At 37.2% G+C, this 25349-nt stretch carries 23 protein-coding genes; 19 read left to right on the forward strand and 4 right to left on the reverse strand.

The features are described 5' to 3' along the window. The first annotated feature begins 218 nt into the window (after positions 1-218). Positions 219-1736: a succinyl-CoA:acetate CoA-transferase ScpC gene (scpC, locus tag D8M05_RS08595; RefSeq protein ID WP_121130685.1), complete on the forward strand. Its 1518-nt coding sequence runs from the start codon at positions 219-221 to the stop codon at positions 1734-1736. Positions 1737-2026: 290 nt separating this feature from the next. Then, on the forward strand, positions 2027-3943 hold the full coding sequence (locus D8M05_RS08600; protein WP_121130687.1) for an ATP-dependent DNA helicase: 1917 nt from the start codon (positions 2027-2029) through the stop codon (positions 3941-3943). A 20-nt stretch (positions 3944-3963) separates the two neighbouring features. On the opposite strand, the gene D8M05_RS08605 is transcribed toward D8M05_RS08600, so the two are convergent. Further along, entirely contained in the window at positions 3964-4593 is a 630-nt protein-coding gene (locus tag D8M05_RS08605; RefSeq protein ID WP_121130689.1) for an NUDIX hydrolase, read from the reverse strand. 166 nt (positions 4594-4759) lie between these two features. On the opposite strand from D8M05_RS08605, the gene desA reads away from it, so the two are divergent. The 4 genes from desA (at position 4760) to D8M05_RS08625 (ending at position 8615) form a co-directional block, all read left to right on the forward strand. Then, positions 4760-5803: a Delta(5) desaturase DesA gene (gene desA / locus D8M05_RS08610; protein ID WP_121130691.1), complete on the forward strand. Its 1044-nt coding sequence runs from the start codon at positions 4760-4762 to the stop codon at positions 5801-5803. A gap of 242 nt (positions 5804-6045) precedes the next feature. After that, positions 6046-7182, forward strand: coding sequence for a sensor histidine kinase (locus tag D8M05_RS08615; RefSeq protein WP_121130693.1), 1137 nt, complete (start codon positions 6046-6048; stop codon positions 7180-7182). Then, positions 7179-7778 (forward strand): response regulator transcription factor, encoded by a 600-nt coding sequence (locus D8M05_RS08620; RefSeq protein WP_121130695.1) that lies wholly within the window; start codon positions 7179-7181, stop codon positions 7776-7778. The genes D8M05_RS08615 and D8M05_RS08620 overlap by 4 nt, the downstream gene beginning before the upstream one ends. Before the next feature lie 51 nt (positions 7779-7829). Beyond that, positions 7830-8615 (forward strand): carbon-nitrogen family hydrolase, encoded by a 786-nt coding sequence (locus tag D8M05_RS08625; protein ID WP_121130697.1) that lies wholly within the window; start codon positions 7830-7832, stop codon positions 8613-8615. A 702-nt stretch (positions 8616-9317) separates the two neighbouring features. Here the strand turns inward: D8M05_RS08625 and D8M05_RS08630 are convergent. Continuing rightward, positions 9318-9989 carry an adenine nucleotide alpha hydrolase family protein gene (locus D8M05_RS08630; protein WP_121130699.1) on the reverse strand — a complete coding sequence of 224 codons (672 nt, stop codon included), beginning with the start codon at positions 9987-9989 and terminating at the stop codon, positions 9318-9320. A gap of 567 nt (positions 9990-10556) precedes the next feature. On the opposite strand from D8M05_RS08630, the gene D8M05_RS08635 reads away from it, so the two are divergent. From D8M05_RS08635 to D8M05_RS08665, 7 genes are all read left to right on the forward strand, one after another. Continuing rightward, complete coding sequence (locus tag D8M05_RS08635) at positions 10557-12965, forward strand: Na+/H+ antiporter subunit A (protein WP_121130701.1); 2409 nt, start codon at positions 10557-10559, stop codon at positions 12963-12965. Then, positions 12952-13374 (forward strand): Na(+)/H(+) antiporter subunit B, encoded by a 423-nt coding sequence (locus D8M05_RS08640; protein WP_121130703.1) that lies wholly within the window; start codon positions 12952-12954, stop codon positions 13372-13374. Before D8M05_RS08635 ends, D8M05_RS08640 begins: the two co-directional genes overlap by 14 nt. Positions 13375-13377: 3 nt before the next feature. Next, positions 13378-13722 carry a Na(+)/H(+) antiporter subunit C gene (locus D8M05_RS08645; protein WP_121130704.1) on the forward strand — a complete coding sequence of 115 codons (345 nt, stop codon included), beginning with the start codon at positions 13378-13380 and terminating at the stop codon, positions 13720-13722. Next, complete coding sequence (locus tag D8M05_RS08650; RefSeq protein ID WP_121130706.1) at positions 13715-15193, forward strand: Na+/H+ antiporter subunit D; 1479 nt, start codon at positions 13715-13717, stop codon at positions 15191-15193. Before D8M05_RS08645 ends, D8M05_RS08650 begins: the two co-directional genes overlap by 8 nt. 69 nt (positions 15194-15262) lie before the next feature. Beyond that, the gene (locus tag D8M05_RS08655; RefSeq protein WP_121130708.1) at positions 15263-15745 is read left to right on the forward strand and encodes a Na+/H+ antiporter subunit E; all 483 of its coding nucleotides are present in this window, start codon (positions 15263-15265) and stop codon (positions 15743-15745) included. Continuing rightward, positions 15745-16029, forward strand: a complete 285-nt coding sequence (locus tag D8M05_RS08660; protein WP_121130710.1) for a Na(+)/H(+) antiporter subunit F1 — start codon at positions 15745-15747, stop codon at positions 16027-16029. The genes D8M05_RS08655 and D8M05_RS08660 overlap by 1 nt, the downstream gene beginning before the upstream one ends. Next, the gene (locus tag D8M05_RS08665) at positions 16007-16381 is read left to right on the forward strand and encodes a Na+/H+ antiporter subunit G (protein WP_121130712.1); all 375 of its coding nucleotides are present in this window, start codon (positions 16007-16009) and stop codon (positions 16379-16381) included. Before D8M05_RS08660 ends, D8M05_RS08665 begins: the two co-directional genes overlap by 23 nt. 164 nt (positions 16382-16545) lie before the next feature. Here D8M05_RS08665 and D8M05_RS08670 read toward each other — a convergent pair whose 3' ends face one another. Further along, on the reverse strand, positions 16546-17550 hold the full coding sequence (locus tag D8M05_RS08670; RefSeq protein WP_121130714.1) for an LLM class flavin-dependent oxidoreductase: 1005 nt from the start codon (positions 17548-17550) through the stop codon (positions 16546-16548). 567 nt (positions 17551-18117) lie between these two features. Between D8M05_RS08670 and D8M05_RS08675 the strand changes: the two genes are divergently transcribed. The 3 genes from D8M05_RS08675 (at position 18118) to rlmN (ending at position 21076) form a co-directional block, all read left to right on the forward strand. Then, the gene (locus D8M05_RS08675; RefSeq protein WP_121130716.1) at positions 18118-18465 is read left to right on the forward strand and encodes a helix-turn-helix domain-containing protein; all 348 of its coding nucleotides are present in this window, start codon (positions 18118-18120) and stop codon (positions 18463-18465) included. 58 nt (positions 18466-18523) lie between these two features. Then, positions 18524-19231 carry a class II glutamine amidotransferase domain-containing protein gene (locus D8M05_RS08680; protein ID WP_121130718.1) on the forward strand — a complete coding sequence of 236 codons (708 nt, stop codon included), beginning with the start codon at positions 18524-18526 and terminating at the stop codon, positions 19229-19231. A gap of 777 nt (positions 19232-20008) precedes the next feature. Continuing rightward, positions 20009-21076, forward strand: coding sequence for a dual-specificity RNA methyltransferase RlmN (gene rlmN / locus D8M05_RS08685; protein ID WP_121130720.1), 1068 nt, complete (start codon positions 20009-20011; stop codon positions 21074-21076). 84 nt (positions 21077-21160) lie between these two features. Here the strand turns inward: rlmN and D8M05_RS08690 are convergent, their stop codons facing one another. After that, a complete protein-coding gene (locus D8M05_RS08690) occupies positions 21161-22420 on the reverse strand; it encodes a GGDEF domain-containing protein (protein ID WP_121130721.1) in 1260 nt (419 codons plus the stop codon). A gap of 427 nt (positions 22421-22847) precedes the next feature. Between D8M05_RS08690 and D8M05_RS08695 the strand changes: the two genes are divergently transcribed. The 3 genes from D8M05_RS08695 (at position 22848) to D8M05_RS08705 (ending at position 25317) form a co-directional block, all read left to right on the forward strand. Continuing rightward, a complete protein-coding gene (locus D8M05_RS08695) occupies positions 22848-24014 on the forward strand; it encodes a ParM/StbA family protein (protein WP_121130723.1) in 1167 nt (388 codons plus the stop codon). A 9-nt stretch (positions 24015-24023) separates the two neighbouring features. Then, positions 24024-24542, forward strand: a complete 519-nt coding sequence (locus D8M05_RS08700; protein WP_121130725.1) for a hypothetical protein — start codon at positions 24024-24026, stop codon at positions 24540-24542. Positions 24543-24672: 130 nt separating this feature from the next. After that, complete coding sequence (locus D8M05_RS08705) at positions 24673-25317, forward strand: DUF421 domain-containing protein (protein ID WP_121130727.1); 645 nt, start codon at positions 24673-24675, stop codon at positions 25315-25317. Positions 25318-25349 lie beyond the last annotated feature (32 nt).

The following is a 25349-nucleotide window of genomic DNA, read 5'->3' on the forward strand; positions in this document are numbered from 1 at the left end:
TCATAAGTGTAAGCGAGAGCTAAATTGCTTGAATTCAAATAGTCCACACTTTATATCAACTGTGATCATTAAAAAGCAACAAATATTAAAAATCGTTTCTTCTGTTTTAGTCAAAAATTTTAATGCTTTAAACAAAATTTCAATCGTTTAAGCCTAATTGTCCGATAATTCTCCCTAATGCAGTAAAATGAATCTATATTGCAAAAGGGGGGAGAGTTATGGAAAACGTAAATCTTATTAAGGTCCCCAAGCTGCGAGAACGTGTAGTTTCTGCAGAAGAAGCTGCATCGTGGATAGACGATGGGATGACGTTGGGGCTAAGTGGTTTTACACGTGCGGGTGATGCAAAAGCAGTCCCGACTGCATTGGTGAAAAGGGCAGCAGGTGGTGAGCAGTTTAAGGTAAATGTATACACAGGGGCTTCTTTAGGTTCAGATATAGATAGGATGTTTGCAGAAGCTGGAATCGTTAATAAACGTTTGCCATTTCAAGCAGAGCCAGCAATGAGAGAAACGATTAATGCAGGGGAGCATTTTTTTGTTGATCAGCATCTGTCACATACATCTGAGTTATTAAGGTCTGATGTTATTGATTCTATTGATTACGCAATTTTGGAAGCGATTTCTATTACGGAGGATGGTTTTTTAATCCCAAGTACATCTATCGGTAACTCAGGGAACTTTGCCGAATTTGCAAAGAATATTATTATTGAAATTAATACAGCCCAACCGAAAGAACTTGAAGGGTTACATGATGTGTATAGTCCTTTGAAGCAGGGAGAAAGAGAGCCAATTCCGTTGACAAAACCTGATGAGCGTATTGGGGAGATAGGGATACCGCTTGATTTTGGTAAGGTGAAAGGAATTGTCTTCACACATCAAGAAGATTCGCCGTCAACAATTGTACCACCAGATGAAGAAACAGAAATGATGGCTAACCATTTGCTGGACTTTTTACGTTTTGAAGTTAAAGCGGGCAGGCTAACTGAAACGTTAATGCCATTGCAATCTGGAATTGGTTCTGTAGCAAATGCCGTGCTACACGGTATGGTGAATTCTGAATTTAAGAATCTAGTAGTTTATTCAGAAGTACTACAAGATGCTGTGTTTGACTTGATTGATGCAGGTAAAGTCGACTTTGCATCTGCATGCTCGCTAACGCTATCTGAAGAGAAAATGAAACAGGTATTTAGTAATTTTGATAAATACAGAGATAAATTGGTTTTAAGACCACAGGAAATTTCCAACCAACCTGAAATCATCCGCAGGCTCGGACTTATTTCTATTAATACAGCATTGGAGTTTGATATTTATGGAAACGTCAACTCAACTCATGTTAGTGGAACGAAAATGATGAATGGTATTGGTGGTTCAGGCGATTTCGCTCGAAATGCTAGACTTGCAATTTTTGTAACAAAATCCATTGCAAAAGGTGGAGACATTTCTAGTATTGTTCCATTTGTTTCACATGTGGACCATACAGAGCATGATGTGGATGTTGTTGTTACAGAACAAGGGTATGCGGATCTTCGTGGCTTAGCACCTAGGGAACGTGTACCACTTATTATTGAAAACTGTGCACATCCGATGTACCGTGAACAGCTTTGGGAATACTATAATGAAGCACTTGAGCGTGGTGGGCAGACCCCTCATGTGTTAGAAAAGGCATTCTCGTGGCACACAAACTTTAAAGAGCGTGGGACGATGGTGAAGAAAACTACTCGAGTTTTATCATAAGCTTTCGAAGGTTAAGATAAGGACAGATTCAAATAGAAGGGGTTCTATTTATATATTGCAAAAGCCGATTTTCTCTTGGGGGAGAGGAAATCGGCTTTTCTATATGTATATAAATTGCATGTAATCCCTTGTTTCTGGTAAAGTCATAGGGTATTGCTACGGTCTATTTTTAAATTGATTAACATATATAAAGGATTGTGACTTTTTTAGATATAAGCTGTGACGTTAAAATGGAAACAAACAATACGAAAATAATCTATATAAAAGATTTCTAAAAGAAGGAGTAACCAATGGCTAGAAAAAATACACTTCCATTTACTGTTTCGAAAACGGAAAATTTCTTTGACCGCTTGGGTGACTATGTCGGTGATGTCTTCTATGATATTTTACCAGAACAAGGGTATGAGCTCCGAGATGAGCAAATTTACATGGCGTTTCAGCTAGAGAATGCTTTTAAGAATAAACGGACAATCTTTGCGGAAGCTGGTGTTGGTACAGGGAAGACATTTGTTTACCTACTGTATGCTATTTGCTATGCACGTTATAAAGGGAAGCCTGCAATTATTTCCTGTGCAGATGAGACGCTGATAGAACAACTAGTTAAAAAAAATGGTGACATTGAAAAGTTAGAAAAAGCTTTAGGACTTGAAATTGACGTAAGGCTTGCTAAGGCACGGGAACAATATGTTTGCGTTAGAAAATTGGATGCAATAACAGATACGACAGATGATGAGGATATCCTTAGGGTAAGGGATGAAATACCAGCGTTTGTCTATGATACGAGCACATCAATGAAAACGTTCGAACGGTATGGTGATAGAAAAGAGTACCCATGGGTTTCAAATGAAAAATGGGAGAAAATTGCTTGGGATCCACTTGAGCAATGTTCAACTTGTGAATTTCGTCATCGCAGTGGACAGACGTTGAATCGTGAATATTACCGTCATGCAAGTGATATTATTATTTGCTCGCATGATTTTTATATGGAACATATTTGGACAAAGGAATCAAGGAAACGAGAAGGGCAAATGCCTCTCTTACCAGAAGCAAGCTCTGTTATTTTTGATGAGGGGCATCTATTAGAGTTCTCAGCACAAAAGGGTCTAACCTATCGCTATAACCTAGAGACTTTAACGAATGTATTAACAGGTTATATGGGCCAAGATGTACGGGAAGAATCCCTTGTCCTGGTGGAAGATATATTAAGGGTAAATGATGAGTTATTTGATATGCTACAGGATTCAGCATACGAGGTAGAAGGCTCGAATCGTCTGGAAATCACAGTAACGCGTGATTTACGTGGATTAATTGATGAACTGTATCAAAAGGTACAACAATTACTAGAAGAGTTAGTATTTGATTCCGAGCTATTCACGATGGATGATTATCATATTAAAATTATTGAGGAATACTTAGAATTCTTTTCTTATGGTTTATCCATTTTGTTAAAAGATGATGAAGGAATCTTTTGGCTTGAAGAAGATGTGAATGCAACAAGTCTCGTAATTATGCCACGTCTGGTGGAGGATGTTTTGAAGAAGGAAGTTTTCTCTCTGGGGATGCCTTTTGTATTCTCGTCAGCAACATTGTCACAAGATGGTAACTTCTCTTATATTGCAAAAAGTCTTGGGATTGACGATTTTGACTCCTTTTCCGTTGCATCTCCGTTTGATTACGAGAATCAGATGAAAATGTATATGCACTACGATGATGACAAAAAGTGGAGTGAAATTGGTAAGGAATTGTTAGAAAATCAGGGAAGCTCGCTTGTGTTATTTTCATCGGCTAAAGAAATGAATGAATTCCGAACGTGGGCTGATAACAAGCAGTGGCCATTTAACATATTCTTTGAAGGGGATCAGGAAATTAGTGAGATGGTGCAGAACTTCCAGCGTGATGAATCCGCAGTTTTATGTGCGTATCACTTATGGGAGGGCCTTGATATCCCTGGTAAGGCGTTAACACAGGTAATCATCTCATCCTTGCCATTCCCGCCGAAAGATCCAGTGTTTAAAGCGAAACATAAGCATGCTTTAGACCCAATTCGTGAAGTGGATATTCCATACATGTTACTTAGGTTAAGGCAAGGTATTGGTCGCTTAATCCGGACAAAGGAAGATGCTGGGACCATTCATATTTGGCTTAAGGAAGAGGAAGAACAGTATTTAGACGAAGTTAAACAAGTTTTACCAGTTAAAATACAATAATAGACGATAAGGCGGCTAATCTATTGATTGCCGCCTTTATGAATGAGTGTTATAAATTGATGTAATATCTTTGCAGTTAATCCCCATATCACTTTTTCCTCATATCGATAAAATAGCTCATCAATATGCCGCATTTGCCACTGGTAATTTTCCCCACCGACGATTAAATCAAGGGGGAAGCTTTCTTCGGGTTGTAAATGAACATGGACTTTAAATGTTTCTGGTTCGTTCTGTAATAGGTATTCCAACGGTACAGTGAATACTTCCCCTACTTCAGTAGGATTCGGGATAATATTATCTATGTTGTTCAATCTTCCGACAAATGGATAGATTATCCGTCCCATATCAGAGACGATATAATCAAGGGGGGTTATATCTGTAATATCATGGGGGCTTAATCCTAATTCTTCCGTCGTCTCTCTCATTGCACAATGAGCAGGACTCTCGTCTTCTTCGTCAATTTTGCCTCCTGGAAAACAGATATCTCCAGGTTGTCGGCGCATTTGCATCGATCTTACCTCAAACAAAATATGCGTTTCATCGTTTATTTCAACAAGAGGAACAAGTACAGCAGACTTGAAAAATTTATCTTCACCATAAATGGTAGCCTTCCGATTTTTTAATTTACCGATAATATGAGATGAATCCAAAATATCTCCTCCAATTTGTACTTACCATCTATTATACAGAAAAGGTCGGTGATAGGCACCACAAACATGACATTTGTCATGCAAATTTGTTACATTTATGACTTATAAGATTTAGACGTTTCTCCTATCATAAGGATAATAAAAGATATCTATTTAGGAGGAAACGATGAGTAAACAAAAACAAGCACAATTAAGAAAAAGTGTCGCAGCTTTTGCAAATTCAGATACGAGAGCAAGTATCATTCAAATAATCAATTCATTTGTTCCGTTTTTCTTGCTATGGTTTTTGGCATATCAAAGCTTAAGCATCTCAATATGGCTTAGTCTTGCATTATCTGTGGTTGCTGCAGGCTTTGTTGTTCGGATCTTTATTATCTTTCATGATTGTACGCATATGTCGTTCTTCAAAAATAGTAAAGCAAATCGGATTATAGGGACCATAACGGGAATTATTACGCATTTTGCATTCGAAAAATGGAAGCGGGATCATTCCATTCATCATGCCACTAGCAGTAACTTAGATAAACGAGGTACTGGTGATGTGTGGGTGATGACAGTTGAGGAATATAGGGAAGCAAACTTTTGGGGCAAGTTAGCCTATCGATTGTACCGCAATCCAATCGTCCTATTTGGACTAGGGCCAATCTATCTATTCTTAGTGTCAAATCGTTTTAATCGAAAAGGTGCAAAACGGAAGGAACGCCTTAATACGTACCTAATTAATGGATCAATTGCTGTTATCTATGCACTTCTAATATGGGCAGTAGGTTGGCAGGCATTTCTAATCGTGCAACTCCCTATCCTATGGGTTGCAGGAGCACTAGGTATTTGGTTGTTTTATGTACAACATCAATTTGAAGATTCCTATTTTGAAAATGAAGCAGAGTGGGATTATGTAAAAGCAGCAGTAGATGGTAGTTCTTATTATAAATTACCAAAAGTGTTGGAATGGATTACTGGTAGTATTGGTTACCATCATGTTCATCACCTAGCTCCTAGAGTGCCGAATTATAATTTAGAAAAGGCACATGAGTCCACACCACCATTACAAAAAGCGACAACGATTACACTTGCATCTAGTTTACAATCGATTCGTTTCCGTTTGTACGATCAAGCGAGTCGATCATTTGTAAGTTTCAAGGAATATAAGGAACTACAAAACAAACCGAAAGCTAACTTGAAAGTGAAATCTAACAGGCCAAGCTTTTAGGAGAATTTAATGATTTAAAACATTAGCCCTTCAAGCAAGATTGGAGGGTTTTTTCTTCTGACTTTTTGATATACTTAAAGAAAAGCACAAGGGCGGTTTAACGACGTATGGACTGGACCGAACTGGAGTGAGATAAAGGAAACTCTTTATCTCACAGAGAGGTGAGGGAAGTCCACTAGTCGTTGGGGGTTCTGAGCTAGACAGAAAAAGAACCCATCCATTAGTCGAATAGGAGTTATAACATGCAAAATTGGTATCAGCTTTTCCCTAAAAATACAGGACTTAGCCTATATGCTTGGATTATCTTTTGTGTTCTTCCATTTTACTTTATATTTCGGTCATCAACGCCTGTGGAAATTATTACTGGAATACTCATGATTAGTTTGTTTTTTACGACGTATCGATTGTCGTTTATTAAAAAGGGATGGACTGTTTATGTGTCTATAGGAATTGAAATGCTTATTAGTGTAGGGATGACATTATATTTCGGTTACGTGTACTTTGCACTCTTTTTAGCATTTTACATCGGTAATATTCAAAATAAAGCAGGATTTATTACATTATATGTGGTTAACCTGGCCACTACTGTTGCTGCAGTGACAACAGGCTTTATAATAGAAAGTCAAAGTTTTCTTAGTCAGTTACCTTTTATCATCATTAGTCTCATCGGTGTTATTCTACTCCCTTTTAACATTTATAATCGAATGAAGCAGGAAAAGCTGGAAAATGAACTAGAACATGCAAACGAAAAGATATCGCAATTAATCGTCTTTGAGGAACGTCAACGAATTGCACGTGACCTTCATGACACACTAGGACAAAAACTATCGCTTATTGGTTTGAAAAGTGACTTAGCTGGGAAGTTAATCGATAAAGATCCAGAAAAGGCAAAAGGTGAAGTGAGAGATATTAATCAAACATCTAGAAATGCCTTAATGGAAGTACGTGAATTGGTTTCCACGATGAAAAGCGCAAAACTTAAAGATGAGATTCTCCTTGTAAAGCAAGTTGCCGAAGCGGCAGAAATGGACTTTTCCTTTAATGGAGATGTCAATTTGTCTAACACTCCCCTACTCGTCGAACATGTACTAAGTATGTGCCTAAGAGAAGCTGTTACGAATGTTGTGAAGCATAGCCAAGCGAAAGGGTGTCATGTTTGGATTGAGCAGAATGCAAGTGAAGTATCGATTGGTATACAAGATAATGGTGTTGGCAGTTTAAATCATAACGGATTCCGAAATGGCAACGGGATTCTTGGGATGAAAGAACGACTTGAATTTGTAAATGGACTGTTAGAGATACAAACAGGGGACGGAACGACACTTGTGATTCGGGTACCAAATGTTATTGGGCATGCAAAACGGGAGGGGTTCGTATGATTCGTATTGTAATTGCAGAAGATCAGCAACTATTACTAGGAGCGCTGGGTTCTTTGCTTGACTTGGAAGAAGATATGGAAGTTGTTGGGAAGGCAAAGAATGGCGAAGAGGCACTGGATTTAGTAAAGCGGCATAGACCAGATATTTGTATCATGGACATTGAAATGCCGGTCATGACTGGGTTAGATGCAGCGCTAGCATTAAAGGATGATTCCTGTAAAGTGATTATTTTAACAACCTTTGCACGTTCTGGTTATTTTGGCCGTGCGCGCGAGGCAAATATAAATGGGTATTTGTTAAAAGATAGCCCAAGTGAAGAATTAGCTAATTCTATTCGGGTGATTATGGAAGGTCGTAAAGTATATGCACCAGAATTAGTCGACATCGCATACGGGGAGGAGAATCCTTTAACAGAAAGGGAAGAACAAGTCATTCGTTTAATTGCAGATGGTAAGAATACAAAGGAAATAGCAAATCAATTATATTTAAGTAATGGAACGGTCCGTAACTATGTCTCTGTCATATTAGATAAACTGAACGTAGGCAATCGAATTGAGGCAATTTCAAGGTTTAAAGAGAAAGGCTGGTTTAAATAAGATGGGGAAATTCGACAAAATACGACAAATTTCGAGGAGTGACAGGCACCCATGAAGCATGCGATTTATCAAATGGATATTGTTCCAGGTAAGCCAGAGGTAAATAGAGAGCGAGTGGAAGCTTGGATAAGAGAAACGGTAAGAAATGAACAACCTGATGTTCTTGTTCTCCCAGAGATGTGGACAACAGCATATACACTAAAAGAACTTGAGCAAATAGCGGATGTTAAAGGGGAGCCAACTACTTCTTTTTTACAAAAACTCGCAGCAATGCATAAAGTTAATATTATTGGCGGGTCCTTTGCAAATAAGAAGGCAGGGAATTTCTATAACTCTAGTGTCGTAATTGATAAAAAAGGAAGTGTTGTTCATCGTTATGACAAAATCCACCTCGTTCCAATGCTTGATGAACCAAAGTATTTAGCAGGTGGAACGGAGAAGGCAAAAGTGTTTGAATTGGATGGAGTAAAAATGGGGCTTATTATTTGCTATGATTTGCGTTTTCCTGAATTAACTCGAAGTTTAGCACTACAAGGTGCAGAAATTCTATACATTGTGGCTGAATGGCCAACCGTTAGAAAAGAGCATTGGAAAGCCCTACAAATTGCCCGAGCAATCGAAAATCAATTCTTTGTTGTATCTTGTAATCGGATTGGACATTATGGTGGCGAAGACTTTGCTGGTACATCGATGGTCATTGACCCTTGGGGCGAAAAACAAAAGGTCGGTAGTGAAACGAAAGAAGAAACAATTATCACTACCCTTCCATTAGACATCGTAACTAAAATTAGAAAAGATGTACCAATTTTCGTTAGTAGAGTCCCAGAGTTATATTAATATAACTGTTTTTAAAAGACTGTTGTTAAGTCCACTATTTGTATAAATAGTGGACTTATTTAATTCAGAATAGTGTAGCTCTCGCTCACACTTATAAATGTAGTGTGTAGTCATTCGCTGCGGCAGAATGCTTCGCGGACCTTAGGGCACGGCCTCAGCCCTCCTCGGAAGAAGAACACTTCCTGTGGGGTCTTCAGACACGTGCTGTTCCCGCAGGATAAGGAATACTTCGTAGCGTTACATCGCACGAAGAAAATTGGTTTGTATTTTCGAGGAGTCTACGCATTCTGCCTACGCTATATTGTGTGCTCTAGATGTTATTAAAGCTATCGAACATAAAATTACGTTCTGGGCAGTTTTTCCTCGCAAAAGCATCGTTTTTTTAGTGGAAATCAAGTAGAGCAGGAGCTTAGTGGAGGAAAGACACGAAGACTCCTACGGGAGGATAGGCCTAGGTGAGACTGCGTAGTGCGTTAGCACGGAGGAGGCTCACCAGCCGCCCGTGGAAAGCGAAGTGTCTTTCCGGAACGGAGTGCTTAAAACAATTCTGAATTAAATATGTCCGTAGTTTGTATCAATTTCGAATAATAAAAAGCAACAAACATTACAAAAACATCCATTAAGTTTATACTCGTTATTTTTTGAATAAAAAGCTATCCCATTGGTAGTTACTCATCCATTGGGATAGCTTTCTTTAAAGAATTATTTTATATTTGGTGGTTCTTCCATCTTTGCAGTAACGGTATCTTCTGTTATATGCAACTGACAGGTTTTTCCTTTTTTGCTTACAAATTTAAAAACACCATTATTAAAGTCAGTTCCAATTTCCTTATAGAAAATCCCTTCATAAAGACAATCATTCGATCTTGTGAATCGTAGTTTATAGGTGTCTCCGTCTTCTTGTAGGAAGCCACGAACTCCTTTTTCATACATTGTATCGTCTTCGCTCTTAAGCGTTCTATCGATAGATACGATATGAATATCGATAAAAGTCATTTCACGTAATAGCACATTAACAAAAGACCCTTTGGTAATCTCTTCCCATCTGTTTTGAGGGCTTTGGCCAATAACCAGTTGGGTGATATTAAGATTATGGGCAACTTCCTTAATTGCTTTTACAGAGGAGCGTTCATTGTCACGAACAATAAACTCATCTACATCCAATTCGTTGCATAGTTCTTCCCAACGTTCGATATATCCCGACTTTTCAGCATCAAACTCATCATAGGCTTTTTGGTCAACTGTTAATACATATAATGGGCAATTCATGATTTGTGCTAATTTATGGCCACGTCTAATTAACCTTTCACCATTAGGACCGTAGTACACACAAACAAGAATACTTTCGTCCATCCGACCTTTAATTTTCTTCATGACGGAAACTCACCTCTTATCATTCAATCAATAACGATTTAATAGTCATTTTAAAACTGTATCATTTTAACATGTTACCAAGATTCCGTGAACCCCTAATTTTAGATGAACTCATAAGGCCAATGAAAGACTAAAAACGATTTAGAGACTCACAGATGTGCATTGATAATCAGTTTACGTTATAATAAATAGTATGGAAAAAATTACTTAGTGCATTTATCAGAATTTCCCCTGTAAATATTTCTATCTATAGAAGTCTTTCATTTAAATTGCCATATAAGCAATTGTAAGTCAAGTTATTATGCTAATAATCCACAAATACGTAAGAAATTATCCAACTACATTTACTAAATTGAAGGTTCACTACTTTACAATCAGATATCTGAATCTTTTACTACTTCTCTCTTTTTAACAATTTAAATTAGGTTTAACTATTATTATATCCTAAACATTCCTTATTATGGTATATGCAGTAATGATGTAGATGTTATGGATAGAAGTTAACTTTTAGGGAAATAGATACACTAGGTGCAAAAGTAAGATGGCTTGGAAATGGAGGACCCGATTTTGTTAACTGTGAATTTAGCTATTATTATTCCTTTTTTAGCTGCTACGCTAGTTCCTGTACTTCATAAAAAGATTTCTAGAATTCATATTGGTTGGTTTGTGTTTATTGTTTCAGCTGCTTTATTTGCTTTTCTAGTACGCTATATCCCTAGGATTGCTAGTGGTGAGACATTCCTATATACCCTCAAGTGGATTCCTTCGTACCACATTAATTTCACTACTTATATGGATGGACTAAGTTTAATTTTTGCTCTTTTAATTACTGGTATTGGTGCCCTTGTTACGATCTATTCTATTTATTATTTGTCCAGTAATGAAAATCTGTCCCATTTTTATACGTATTTACTACTATTTATGGGGGCCATGCTCGGTGTGGTGTTCTCAGATAATATGATGGTTTTGTATGTTTTTTGGGAATTAACGAGCATTTCCTCCTTTCTATTAATCGCCTTTTGGTATCATCGAAAAAGATCAAGAGAGGGCGCGCAAAAGTCACTGCTAATTACAGTTACTGGTGGAATAGCGATGCTTGTTGGCTTTGTGATGCTGTATGTTATGTCAGGTACGATGAGTGTACGTGAAGTCATTGCAACGGTATCAACCTATAGTGAGCATTCGTTATTTATTCCGGCAATGGTATTAATATTACTTGGTGCTTTTACGAAATCTGCACAATTTCCATTTCATATTTGGTTACCGACTGCGATGGAGGCACCAACGCCAGTTAGTGCTTATCTACATTCAGCAACAATGGTTAAGGCAGGTATCTATTTAGTTGCCAGATTTACACCAGTTTTTGGTGGAGAAATGACATGGTTCTGGATGGTAACAGGCGTTGGATTATTTACATTGTTTTGGGGGTCGTTTAATGCGATTCGACAAACAGATCTTAAAGCACTACTCGCTTATTCAACAATTAGTCAGCTCGGTATGATTATGAGCATGTTCGGGATGAGCTCAGCTGCCCTTGTGAACGGTTATTCAGTTGATTCTGTTATTTTTACGCAGGCTGCATTTGCTGCTTTATTTCATTTAGTGAATCATTCTACATTTAAAGGTGCACTATTCATGGTTGTAGGTATTGTCGATCATGAATTAGGGACACGTGATATTCGTAGACTCGGTGGGTTAGCTACGTTAATGCCAATAACTTTCACCATTGCAATCATTGGTAGTTTTTCCATGGCAGGCTTGCCACCATTTAACGGTTTCTTGAGTAAAGAAATGTTCTTCCAAGTAGCAGTAAATATTAGTGAATTTAATTTTGCCTCTGACACATGGAGTACGCTAATACCTGTTGTCGCTTGGGTTGCAAGTATCCTTACTTTTGTTTATTGTATGATTTTTGTATTTAAGACCTTTCTTGGATCTTACCAAGAAGAGAAATTGGAGCATCCTGCACATGAGGCTCCGTATGGTATGTTGTTTTCTCCTATGATTTTAGGAGCACTTGTTGTGTTGATTTTCTTCTTCCCGAATGTATTAGGAGATTATTTGTTAAGACCTGCAATGTCTAGTATTTTCCCTACTATTGCCGAGAATGAGGACCTTGGTGTTCACGTTATACCATGGCATGGCTTTAATATGCCATTAAAGATGACAATTGGTGTCATCCTACTCGGTATATTGCTATTCATTTCTCTTCGGTATTGGAAAGGTATTTACAAGATGTTTCCTGAAAAGTGGTCTTTTAATACACTATACGGCAACATTCTTGAACAATTAGAAGCTACATCGAATACGGTCACAAACTTCTACATGACGGGTCACCTACGTGATTATATGGTATATATTTATTCCTTCTTCATCTTAGCGGTTGGAGGGATGTTGGTTATAACCAATACGCTTGTGTTTAACATTGAAGGAAACGCATCAATTAGTAGTTTAGAGGGCATTATTGCACTTGTAATGATGATTGCAGCAGTAACAATCCTTTTTGCAAAATCACGGCTAACTGCCATTTTGCTGAACAGTGTATTAGGATATGGAGTAGCAATATTCTTTGTCTTATTCCGTGCACCAGATTTAGCTTTAACACAAACAGTTGTAGAAACGGTTTCAACAGTACTGTTTTTAGCAGCGTATTATTTCCTACCAGAATGGAAGAAGGAAGATACTCGCAAACGGTCGAAATCAGTTAATCTTATTATTTCGATTCTAGTTGGTGTGATCTTTACAGTTGTGGCACTTGCGGTACAGAATGGGAAGCTATTTGATAGCATTTCAAGTTATTATGAGAATTCCTATGAACTAGCAGGTGGAAGGAATATTGTAAATACGATTCTAGGTGATTTCCGTGCATTTGATACGATGCTCGAAGTTGTCGTACTCCTAATAGCTGGTCTTGGTGTCTACACCTTTATTAAACTGAAAGCTAGAAAGGAGGATGCTTCCGTTGAGGACAAATAATGTTATTTTGCGTGCGGTAGTAAAGCTCGTAGTCTTTATCATCTTAACATTAGCTGTTTACTTATTTCTGTCAGGTCATCATAGCCCTGGTGGTGGGTTTATTGGTGGATTGGTATTAGCATCGGCATTTGTACTCCTATTTATTGCTTTTGACATTGAAACAGTACGTCATGCTATTCCTTTTGATTTCAAAAAAGTTGCTGCTTTAGGTGCATTTATTTCTGTTTCGACGGGTTTTGCATCTCTAGTGTTTGGAGAGGCCTTCTTGACACAAGCATTTGATTACTTCGAACTTCCCTTTTTTGGGAAAACCGAACTAAGTACAGTTACGATATTTGAATCGGGGGTTGCTCTCGTTGTCGTAGGTGTTGTAGTAACAATTATTTTAAGTATAGTTGAGGATGTGTAATCTATGGAAACGTTAATCACCATCCTGACAGGTATTTTAGTAACAGTAGCTACTTATTTAATATTAACGAGAAGTGTGCTTAAGGTAATTCTTGGTACTGCTATCCTTTCACATGCAGCTCATTTAATGATTATGACCATGGGGAAAGGACTAAAGAGTGGAAGTGTGCCAGTTCTTGTAGATGGGCAAGAAACGACATTTGTAGATCCACTACCACAAGCTCTCATATTAACTTCTATCGTTATTAGCTTTGCTGTTACAGCAATATTACTTGTTTTGGCATATCGGACCTATCGTGAAACAGGGACAGATAATCTGTATGAATTGAGAGGTAATAAGCATGAGTAATTTGATTGTCCTACCAATGGCCGTCCCTGTATTGGCAGGTATTATTTTAGTTTTTTTCCGAAATCAAGTACAGATACAAAGATGGATTAGTCTAATTGTAATGCTTGCTAATGCTGGTTTAGCTATATATTTATTAAATCTTATCCAAGCAGAGGGGGTTATGCGACTTGATTTTGGCGGCTGGGAACCGCCATTTGGAATTCTGTTTGTTGCTGATTCCTTTTCTGTCATTCTTGTGCTTACAACAAGTGTCGTGGCAGCTGTTTGTTTATTATATGCCTTCTCTTCCATAGGAAAAAGGTATGAAAATATGTTCTTTTACTCCTTCGTGAACTTTCTCGTTGCAGGTGTAAATGGGTCATTTTTAACTGGGGATCTTTTTAACCTGTACGTTTGTTTTGAGATTATGCTACTTGCATCCTATGTTCTTATTGCTTTAGGTGGTAAAAAGGCTCAATTAAGAGAGTCCATTAAGTATGTGCTCGTTAATGTTATATCATCATGGTTTTTCCTTATCGCCATTGCCTATCTTTACGGTTCAATTGGTACACTTAATATGGCACATATCTCCGAGCGAATTGCAGAAACTGGCCAAGCGCCGTTACTAACCGTGATTAGTATTGTGTTTTTAACCGTATTTGGATTGAAAGCAGGATTATTACTTTACTTTTGGCTTCCAGGTTCCTATAGTGTCGCACCTACTGCTGTTGCTGCGTTATTTGGAGGGCTTTTAACTAAAGTCGGTATATATGCAATGATTCGTGTATTTACGTTATTCTTTTACCATGAACCATCTATTTCCCATAGCCTTATCGGAGTGATGGCTGCATTAACCTTGATTGGGGGAAGCATTGGGGCGGTAGCTTATAAAGATATTCGCTTAATCGTTTCTTATAATGTAGTAATAGCGGTAGGGTTTATTCTAGTAGGACTAGCAGTTGCAACTCCTGCAGCATTGGAAGGCTCGATTTACTACCTCATGCACGATATGATTGTAAAAACACTTTTATTCTTGCTTGCAGGAACGATGATTGCTGTTACTGGCAAAACTAAGATTAATGAGATGAGTGGGTTGATTCGAAACTATCCACTATTAGGATGGATGTTCTTTATTGTTATGCTTTCCCTTGCTGGTATCCCGCCATTTAGTGGATTTATTGGAAAAGTATTAGTTGGTCAAGGTACAGTAGAAGCAGGTTCTTATGTTTTACTTACACTCGCCTTTATTTCTAGTATTTTTGTGCTTTATTCCCTTCTTAGGATCTTCTTAGGTTGCTTCTGGGGCGAGACAATTATTAGTATTGAAGATAAGGTTCCGATGAAAAGGGGATGGCTATTCCCTAGTATCTTGCTTACATTTGCAACAATCGGATTGGGGTTAGGTGCAGAATTTCTTGCACCGTACGTAAGTGATGCAGCAAATACATTACTCGATCCTGAAGTTTATATTGATGCTGTACTTTATGAATGAGGAAATAACTTTAATTTTGAACAACCTCTTTAAGGTTAGTGAGTATTTGGAATTGGGAGGTGCCACCATATGCCAGGACAATTTATCATTAACATATTTATCGCATTTTTATGGGTGTTAATTCAAGATGAGGACCAATTCTATGTTACAACATTTGTCACAGGGTATATAGTAGGGATTGGGATCGTGTATTTAACGCATCGTCTTTTTGGCCAGCGGTTTTATTTAAGTAGACTGTTTGCTGTAGTGAAATTGATATTATTATTTAATTCAGAGCTATTCCAGTCAAGTTATCAAGTTTTAAAACAAATATTAAGTCCTAAAATAAAGATACAACCAGGTATATTTAGATATGAAACAAAGCTGAGAGGTGAATGGGAAGTACCACTTCTTGCGATGCTATTGATTTTAACTCCTGGTTCTGTTGTTATTGAAGTAACACCTGAAGGGGATGCTTTTTACGTTCATGCTATTGACGTTAATGAGTCGAAAGAAAATTTACTTAAATCATTAGACAAATTTGAGAAAGCAATCATGGAGGTGACCAGATAATGATAGAGGCTATGCTTTATGCCGCACTTACATTATATGGAGTTGCTATTGCCATTGCTTTATATCGGATTATTTTCGGACCTAGTTTGCCTGATAGGGTTATTGCTTTGGATATGATTGGAGTTAACTTAATCTCTGCCATTGCGATTATATCGATTGTTTTCGGGACAAGATCGTTTCTTGATGTGATTCTTATATTAGGGATATTGGCGTTTATTAGTACGATTGCATTCTCTAAATATATAGAGAGGGGCGTTATTATTGACCGTAAGCGAAATGATTGAGTTCTTTGCAGCGCTTCTAATACTAATTGGTGCAATTATGGCTGTTATCAGTGCGGTAGGGATTATTCGGTTCCCAGATGTTTATACACGTTCACATGCAGCTACAAAGGCTTCTACATTGGCTGTGTTACTAACATTGTCTGGAGCGTTTGTTTACTATTGGGTGATGGAATCCGTAATTAGTGTTCGTTTGATATTAGGGATTATATTTGTCTTCTTAACCTCACCAGTATCAGGTCATCTTATTTCCCGTGCAGCGTATAGGAAGAATGTGAAGATGACGGATCTGACGATTGAGGATGAACTACGAGAAATAGTACATGGGAAGAAGAAGGAACATCATGGTGAGTAAGCTAAATATTCTAGATAGAAGAGGCTGTTATTTGGTAGACCAAATAACAGCCTCTTTTTAGTTAGGAATGTAGTAAATTCTGTGCTATTAGTGGACTTTCTGTACCTCATGACAATCTAGCGGTTCGACATGGTAGAACTGCTAGATTGCTTCCGCTTTTCTATCTAGTTCATTAATTCTGAGACAATTTCATAAGAGCGTAAACGGTCTTCTAAGTGGAAGATCTGTGAGCTGATAATGATTTCATCAGCTTTTGTTGATTGTTGAAGTCTTTCTAGTTTTTGCCTTACCGTAGCTGGGCTACCTACAATTGTAGTATTTGGGTCAAGTGACTGCTCTACTGCAGCTTTTTCCATTGGTGACCAAATTTCATCCATATTTTTTACGGGAGCTTGTAGTTTTGTCTGAATGCCCTTACGAATATTTAAAAATTGTTGTTGATGAGAGGAGGCAATGTAATTGGCCTTTTCATCCGTATCTGCAGCGATAACATTCACACCTATCATGGCATAAGGTTTTTCAAGTTTTTCCGTAGGTTTAAAGTTATCTCGATACAATCGTAGCGCAGCATGTAAATAAGCTGGTGCAAAATGACTGGCAAATGAGAATCGCAATCCCTTCTCCGCAGCAAGTCGTGCACTAAAGTCGCTTGATCCTAGTAACCAAATAGGAATATCTAATCCTTGCCCTGGAACGGCACGTACGCGGGAAACAGGATTGTCTGAGAAGTAATCTTGTAATTCATTTACTTGCATTGGAAAATCTTCAGGTCCCATATGTAATGTGCGTCGTAAAGCGTATGCCGTTTGTTGGTCTGTTCCAGGTGCTCTCCCTAAACCAAGGTCAATTCGCCCAGGATAAAGGGATTCAAGTGTCCCAAATTGCTCTGCAATAACAATCGTCGCATGATTAGGCAGCATAACCCCACCAGAGCCAATTCGCATATGATTGGTCTTTTCCGCAATATGTCCGATAAGTACGGACGTTGCTGAACTCGCAATTCCTGGCATGTTGTGATGCTCCGCTAACCAATAACGGTTATATCCCCATTTTTCTGCATTTTGGGCAAGCTCAACACTCTCTTTAAAGGAATCTGTAGCATTGCTCCCTTGAACAATCGGTGCTAGGTCAAGAATAGATAATGGTATATCATTGAATTTCTTCATCATATTGATATTCACTCCTTAAATTATCTTCTTATTAAGACATGATAATGATTTCGAATGATGGAGTCCAATTATTCGTTTTGGATTTCCATACTTGACTAGTTCTTTATAAAGAACTAAACTGATACTAAGAGTAAATAGTGATTATGTATATGAAAGGCTTTTTATTAAAGGATTGTGCTTTTTCCAAGAAATATGCTGGGAAGTAAAAGATATAAATTTCTGAGTAAGTGCAATGTTGATTTCCGTTCCGGGCAGTTCGCGCACCTTAGGGAATGGCCTCAGCCTCATCAAGAGCAAAGCCCGCTCACAGCGGAGTGCCTTAGCACGCAGGAAGTTCACCAGCTGCCCGAAAAAAGCGAAATGTCTTTCCGGAACGACGTGCTACATATAATGCTGAATTATATAAGTCCACAATTTATATCAACCTTGAGCAAAAAAATGTAGGTACACAGAGAACAGGATTAGGAATTAGTCGGGGAAAAATTAGTTTTAATGTTCGTTATAAAGTTTCTAAAGAGGGTTATAAGAAAGGAAATATACTTTTAATAGAATAAGGGGTACCTGATAATGATTGGAGAGAAGATACAAAAAATAAGAAAGAGCAAAGGAATGACTTTATCGGATTGCGCTGAGCGAGCAAATATATCAAAGTCATATTTAAGCAACATAGAGCGTAATATAAATCAAAATCCTTCTATACAAATTATTGAACGAATTGCTACGGTTTTAGCGATCGAAGTTAGTTCTCTTATATCCGTAAACACTATGCGTAATCAGGAGCAGGAGAATGAATGGACGGAGTTTGTACGGGAATTAAAAAAATCGGGTGTTAAGTCACATGAGTTACAACAGTTAAGGACAGTTATTGAGTTTGCAAAATGGCAAAATCAAAAACATGTAGAGGAAAATGGGTAATGATTGTTTCATCGTATAATCGGACTATTTTTTCATTACTGGAAAGGGGCAATACTTGATGCATGCTATTACAGGTATTTATCATTTTAATCAATCATCTGTACCTGGAAGTCATGGATATTCACTTATGAAAGCATTACATGACTTTCCAGAAGCTGATGTGGTATTTTGGCAGAAGCAAAATATATTCCTTGGTGGCGCAATTCCTATGAATTTCCATTATGATACGGATGGGCAAGTAATGATTGTAGCTGATAGTAATATTGACAACAAAGAGGAATTATGTGGTAGATTGCAAGTGGAACCGGATAAATGGGGTAAAACAATCGATATAGAGTTAATTCTACTTGCCTATCAAAAGTGGGAGGAAGAAACCCCTAAATATTTAGAAGGAGCATTTTCTTTTGTTGTATGGGATGATAGAAGGCAATTGATGTTCGGTGCTAGGGATTACTCAGGAAGTAAATTGCTGTATTATTACTTGGATTTTGAAAGGTTCGCATTTTGTACAAGGATGGTAGCCCTATTAAAACTTCCCTATGTAGAAAAGAAACTAAATAAAGATTGGTTTCAGACCTATATGAATGATTCTATAATAGAAAATGGAGAGGATGAGTCCATTACTCCTTATGAATTAATAAAACAAGTACCACCTGGATATGCATTCTCAATTAATGAGGATGGCATGGAGTTATTTAGTTATCGATCACGTCGTTCTAACTCTAGAACGCGACAAGAAACAAATAGCTTGCATGAATATATTTAGATTTAGATTCGGAGCTTCTTTCATGTTCATGTGTAAAGAGGCTTTTTTTTGTGCTTTCTAGTAGAATATTGATCTTTTTCCAGTAATGATATTTAAGTAGTAGCTGATATAAAGTGTAGACTAACTTAATTCAGTATTGTTTAGCTCTCGCTTACACTTATTAATGCTATGTGCTGTAATTCGCTGTGGCAGAATGCTTCGCGGACCTTAGGGCACGGCCTCAGCCCTCCTCGGAAGAAGAACACTTCCTGTGGGGTCTTCGGACACGCGCTGTTCCCGCAGGAGTCTGCGCATTCTGCCTACGCTATATTGAGTGCTCTAAATGTTATTAAAGCTATCGAACATAAAATTACGTTCTGGGCAGTTTTTCCTCCCAAAAGCATCGTTTTGTTGTGGAAATCAAGTAGAACAGGAGCTTAGTGGAGGAAAGACACGAAGACTCCTACGGGAGGATAGGCCTAGGTGAGACTGCGTAGTGCGTTAGCACGGAGGAGGCTCACCAGCCGCCCGTGGAAAGCGAAGTGTCTTTCCGGAACGGTGTATTTAGGAAAACTCTGAATTAAAGAGATCAACACTCTATACAAAAATCAGCAAATACGAAGTAAAGAGCACTTTATTTTATCCAATGATTATATTGCATAAATAAATACAGACATCGAAGGCTATGGAAAGGGTAGTATACTAACGCAGGATATCCACAATTTACAATTTGCCACAGGGGCGTTAAATGGCGTATGATGTACTATAGAATGAAATGAATCGAAATGAGGGTTAATAATGAGCAAAACGTCCATTTATGGATTAACGTACGATGAATTAAAAATATGGTTAATGGAGCATGGTGAGAAGCGTTTCCGTGCTGACCAAGTCTGGGATTGGCTTTATAAGAAGCGTATTTCAAACTTCGATGATATGAAGAATGTAAATAAGGATACAAGAGACCTATTAAGTGAGAACTTTGTATTGCATACATTAGATGAAGAAATCAGGCAGGAATCAAAAGACGGTACAATTAAGTTCCTATTCAAACTTGCGGATGGTAATTTAATTGAAACAGTGCTTATGCGATTCCACTATGGGTTATCGGTTTGTGTAACAACCCAAGTTGGTTGTAATATTGGCTGTTCCTTCTGTGCAAGTGGATTGTTGCGTAAAAGTCGTGATTTAACGAGCGGAGAGATTGTAGAACAAATTATGAACGTTCAAAAGCATCTTGATTCCGTTGGGAAGGATGAACGTGTTAGTCACATTGTTGTCATGGGAATAGGGGAGCCATTAGATAACTTTGATAATTTAATGAACTTCTTGTATGTTATGAATGATGATAGAGGGCTAAACATTGGAGCTAGACATATCACTGTATCGACAAGTGGACTTGCACATAAGATATATGACTTTGCAGATACGGATCTTCAAGTAAATCTAGCAATATCACTTCATGCACCGAATAATGAGTTACGGACGAGTATTATGAAGATTAATAAAGCCTTTCCTATTGAAAAACTAATGAAGGCTGTTGATTACTATTTAGAGAAGAAAAATCGCCGTATTACGTATGAATACATTATGCTACGGGACGTTAATGACCATAAGGAAGAAGCAATACAACTCTCGAAGTTACTCCATAATCATCGTCATTTAGCATATGTTAATTTAATTCCATATAATACGGTTGATGAACATATTGATTACCAGCGAAGTGAGTCAAGTTCGATTCAGGAATTCTTTGAAACCTTAAAAGGCCAAGGAATTAACTGTGGCGTTCGTTGGGAAAATGGAGCAGACATTGATGCTGCATGTGGTCAATTAAGAAGTAAGCAAATTAAAAAGTCAAAAGCAGTTTAATAAGCAAATTCTAATAAAACCGTGTCAATTTAAGTAATGGCACGGTTTTTATAATGGACTTGTTAGAAGTTAGTAACGTGCTTATCACTTCCCATATACGGATGAAAGTGGAAGTTCGGCTAATCCATTTTTACTAATAATCTTGTTTTTTCCATGGCCTTTTGCTTGTAGCAGTAAGTCATCAGCAAAAGTATATGCTTTTTTTATATTTAATGCTTTCGTTGCTTTATAGTAATAAAGACCGAAAGAGGCAGTATATGAGAGATTTATTGTTTTAGCCTGATATTCTGTAATTACTGTAGCTTTCTCAACATCTTCCCTAATTTGATTGGTTAATTCCAAACATTCTTTGTAACTTTTACTTCTAAAAATCATCGTAAATTCTTCTCCACCACTTCGGAATAAATAATCTTTCTCAGCTAAACAATTTTTAAGTAAGCCTGCAAAATGCTGAATAACATGATCTCCTACTGTATGGTTATATGTATCATTAATTCGTTTAAATGTATCAATATCCGTAACAACAATTGCTACATGTTCATTCGAGTAGTTCAGCTCATCCATTATTTTGTTCATATATGCTCTATTATGGACCTTAGATAGGAAATCCGTATAAGCCATTTGTTCATAGCGATCACGCTCCAATTTGTGTTGTTTATTTTGTGATTTAATAATGAATGAACGACTCACTAGATAATTTAAGACAAAGAGGGCAATTAACACACTCCATTGTTGTGAAAGAAGGAAGATGAATAATAATCCATTAGAAACAGCCTTCTTTAACGTGTCGTTAAAGCTTCTACTATTTATAAATTCAATTACGTCTTTGAAAGATGTAATATCTCCTACTAGGTAAAAGAAAAAGCTAAGATAAAGATCCGATAGAAGGTTTAGGAAAATAACAATGATGACAATCAATGCCCAATAGCCTATTCCATTTTGACTGACAATTGGTGAAAAGTATTGAAAAAGATAAAAGCCTATGATGTGATTTAATGCATGTGCTCCACTATTATAAAAGCTATGTAATAATTCATCTTCATCAGCGTTATTTGTATATTTCCGTTGAAAATAAGTATAAAACCTAGTAATTAGTTCATAAATAAATACTCCTAAAGGGCCTGTGAACATGGCAAACGATAATCCATATGAAATTCCGTATTCGATGTTTACATTTCCACTCTTATAGATCGTATTTAAATGAGAGTATAGGCAGGTGAAAATAATATAAACAGTTAATGTTTTTACATATAGCATGATATCGATTTGAATGGGGCCAGATGCTAGTGCAACAGCAAAAGCTATAATAAACAAACTGAATATATAAAGCTTAAGTCGTAACATTTATTATAATGCTTCCTTTCTAAACGAATTTTAACATGTTAATTATCGTAATACGTGAAATCTATTTAAAAAACCCGCCATTATACCTAGATATATGTTCTTAGTTCATTCCTATAATACCATAAAGTAACAGAAGATAGGAATAAAATATAATTTTCCTTCTATTTAAATTACTGTACTAAAAGTAGGGAAGGGAAGCTGAATATCATTCGTATACAATAAAGTATACTTGTAAACAAGTTTTGTAGTTTTGTTTACATAAATGTTTTCTTGTATACAAAGTAGTACACACATTGATATTATAGTGAATACAAAAAGAAAACATGTATACAAAAAAGAATGCGTAAATAGTTTGATTGTCAAACGAGAGGAAAACTAGTAATCTATAATAGATAGTAGAGTTAAGATAAGAGAGGAGTCTTAAAAAATGACAAAGTCGAGAATTGCAGCAGTAGATGTTGGAAATGATGCACTAAAGGGGATTTTTGGTAAATTAGAAAATGAACTTTATATTCCAAACATCGTCGCACCAGATTCAGAAGATCGTCCTGTAATAGGAATTGAAGAACTAGATAAAAAAGATGTCCTTGATAATATACATATTCGTGTTCACTCCCCTGCTTTAGAGGAAAACGGTGTGATTTATCGCGTTGGGAATCTAGCAACAAAAACGAGCAACTCACAAGAACTAGATCCTGGAAGTAGTAAATCAGAGGAAGATCAGACAATTGTAATGTTGCTTTCTGCATTAGCGTTAGATGCAGTTAGTGAAGCAGACTTTAAAGAGAAAAACGGTGTAGTTGATGCAACTTATACATTAGGCACTGGACTTCCGTTGCGTGAGGTAAAGGAAGGAAAGGATGTAGGATATCGTTCTGGGTTAATTGGCTCTGTCCACCAAGTTGAGTTTTTGGTCACTCCAAAATATCAAGGGAAGAAAGTAAATATTAAATTTGAAGAAATAAAAGTATATCCTGAGGGATTCGCGGCATATATCAATTTGGTGATGGATAATGATTTAAAAGTAATCAATAAAGAACTTTTAGATAAACAGATACTAATACAGGATATTGGTGGTTTATCAACAGATATTGCAGTCATTAGAAACAGTAATGTTGATGACGATAAGGCGCAAGGATTTAATTTAGGTGTTTCCGAGTCACTTGAACAAATTCGTGAAGAAATCCGCTCCAGACATGGCGTGGAATTAGATAGTCGCCGTGATGTTGTAGATATTATCACACGTAATAACGACCGACATCATATTATGGTAAAAGGTAGTAGAACGAATGTCCATGATATTACCGACCATATTCTACTAGAGCTCGCGAAAAAGGAATATCGCTTCTTACGAAATGTCTGGTCAAAAAATTCCCAATCTGAGATTTGTTATTTTGTTGGTGGTGGTTCTGCTGTCTTAAAAGATTATATTAAAGCATTAAACAATAAATTAGATGGCTTTAATATTGAGTTCTTTGAAGATGAACAAGAGAGCATCTGGATGATGTCCAATGCTTATTATAAGCTAATCACTGACTTTGCAAGGAATAATAAGCAAGACAATAAGGAAAAACAAGCGGCAGAGGCAAAATAAGGTGAGAGCATGGTAATGAAAAATATCGAACGGGGACAATCTATTACATTTCGTGTCCCCTCTGACACGCCAGACTATCTTCTAAAGCAGTTGACTAAGTTAAAAGAAACGGAACGGCGTAATTTTTCCAGTACAATAGCAAACTTTGTTTTGAAGGGTGTAGGTGAAACCTATGCTAAGGATAGAGAAGCTATTACGATCCCACTTCCGAAAAAACTGACGAAGGAACAAAAAAGTTGGCTCAAGCATGAGCACTCTGAAGCGTTAATTGGTACCATTCTGTATCATCTTCTTAGTGATCCGATGAGGGCAACGGCATTACTCGCATCTCTAAATAGCAATAAAAATTATGAAGAAATCTTCCCTCAAGATGAAGCATTTGATGAAGCGATTGATGTGGATGAACAAGATATGAATGAGGATTTAGATAGCATGGACCTTGGTTCCATAGAATTGGAACACGAGGAGAAACCTGCTGTTGAAGAGGAAAATCCGTTAAGTAATTTCTTCGCTAGTATGAATAAATAATAGTAGCTGTCAGGATTGGTTAATTTTATCCTGGCAGCTTTTTTTTCGTCATTATTAACCTGTTTAAATTAGGGGGATAACAATTCCTTCTTTGGTAAAACGTAATAGTACGAAAGAGAGGTGATTTGACATGGAATGGGATTGGATTTGGAAGGCTATTATCATTGTTGTTGGGGGAACGTTCTTACTCCGGATAGCAGGAAGAAAGTCCATTTCTCAAATGACATTGACGCAAACTGTAATAATGATTGGAATTGGGTCATTACTTATTCAACCAGTTGCAGGAGAAAATATTTGGACGACTTTGGGTGTAGGTGCTATTTTGGTATTAACTTTAATTACTATGGAATACGCACAAATAAAGTTCGATATATTTGAAAGTGTGATCACAGGGAAATCAAAGGTACTCATTGAAAATGGCATCATACAAGAGAAAAATTTAAAAAGATTTAGATTAACTGTTGATCAATTAGAAATGAACTTGCGTCAGCAAAGTGTGACTCGAATTCAAGATGTCCAGTGGGCAACATTGGAGGCGAATGGGAGAGTAGCCTTGGTACTTAAAGAGGATGCTCAACCAGTAACAAAAAAGGAATTTAAACAACTCGTAGGTTTGATGGAACAATTACTAGCGCAAAATAATCAACTTGAAACAGGAAATGAGCAGTTGAAAGCATTAAATAAGCAAATGCTTCCCCCTGAACAGCAAGAAGATCTGTTCGCTGAAATAAATCGAAAAGGACATAAAAACACTCCACCAACTCGCCTACAGTAGCTGGTGGATATTTTTTATGTCCTAAAATAAAT

It is taken from the genome of Oceanobacillus bengalensis (assembly GCF_003628445.1).
In the GTDB taxonomy this organism is placed as follows: Bacteria; Bacillota; Bacilli; order Bacillales; family Amphibacillaceae; genus Oceanobacillus; species Oceanobacillus bengalensis.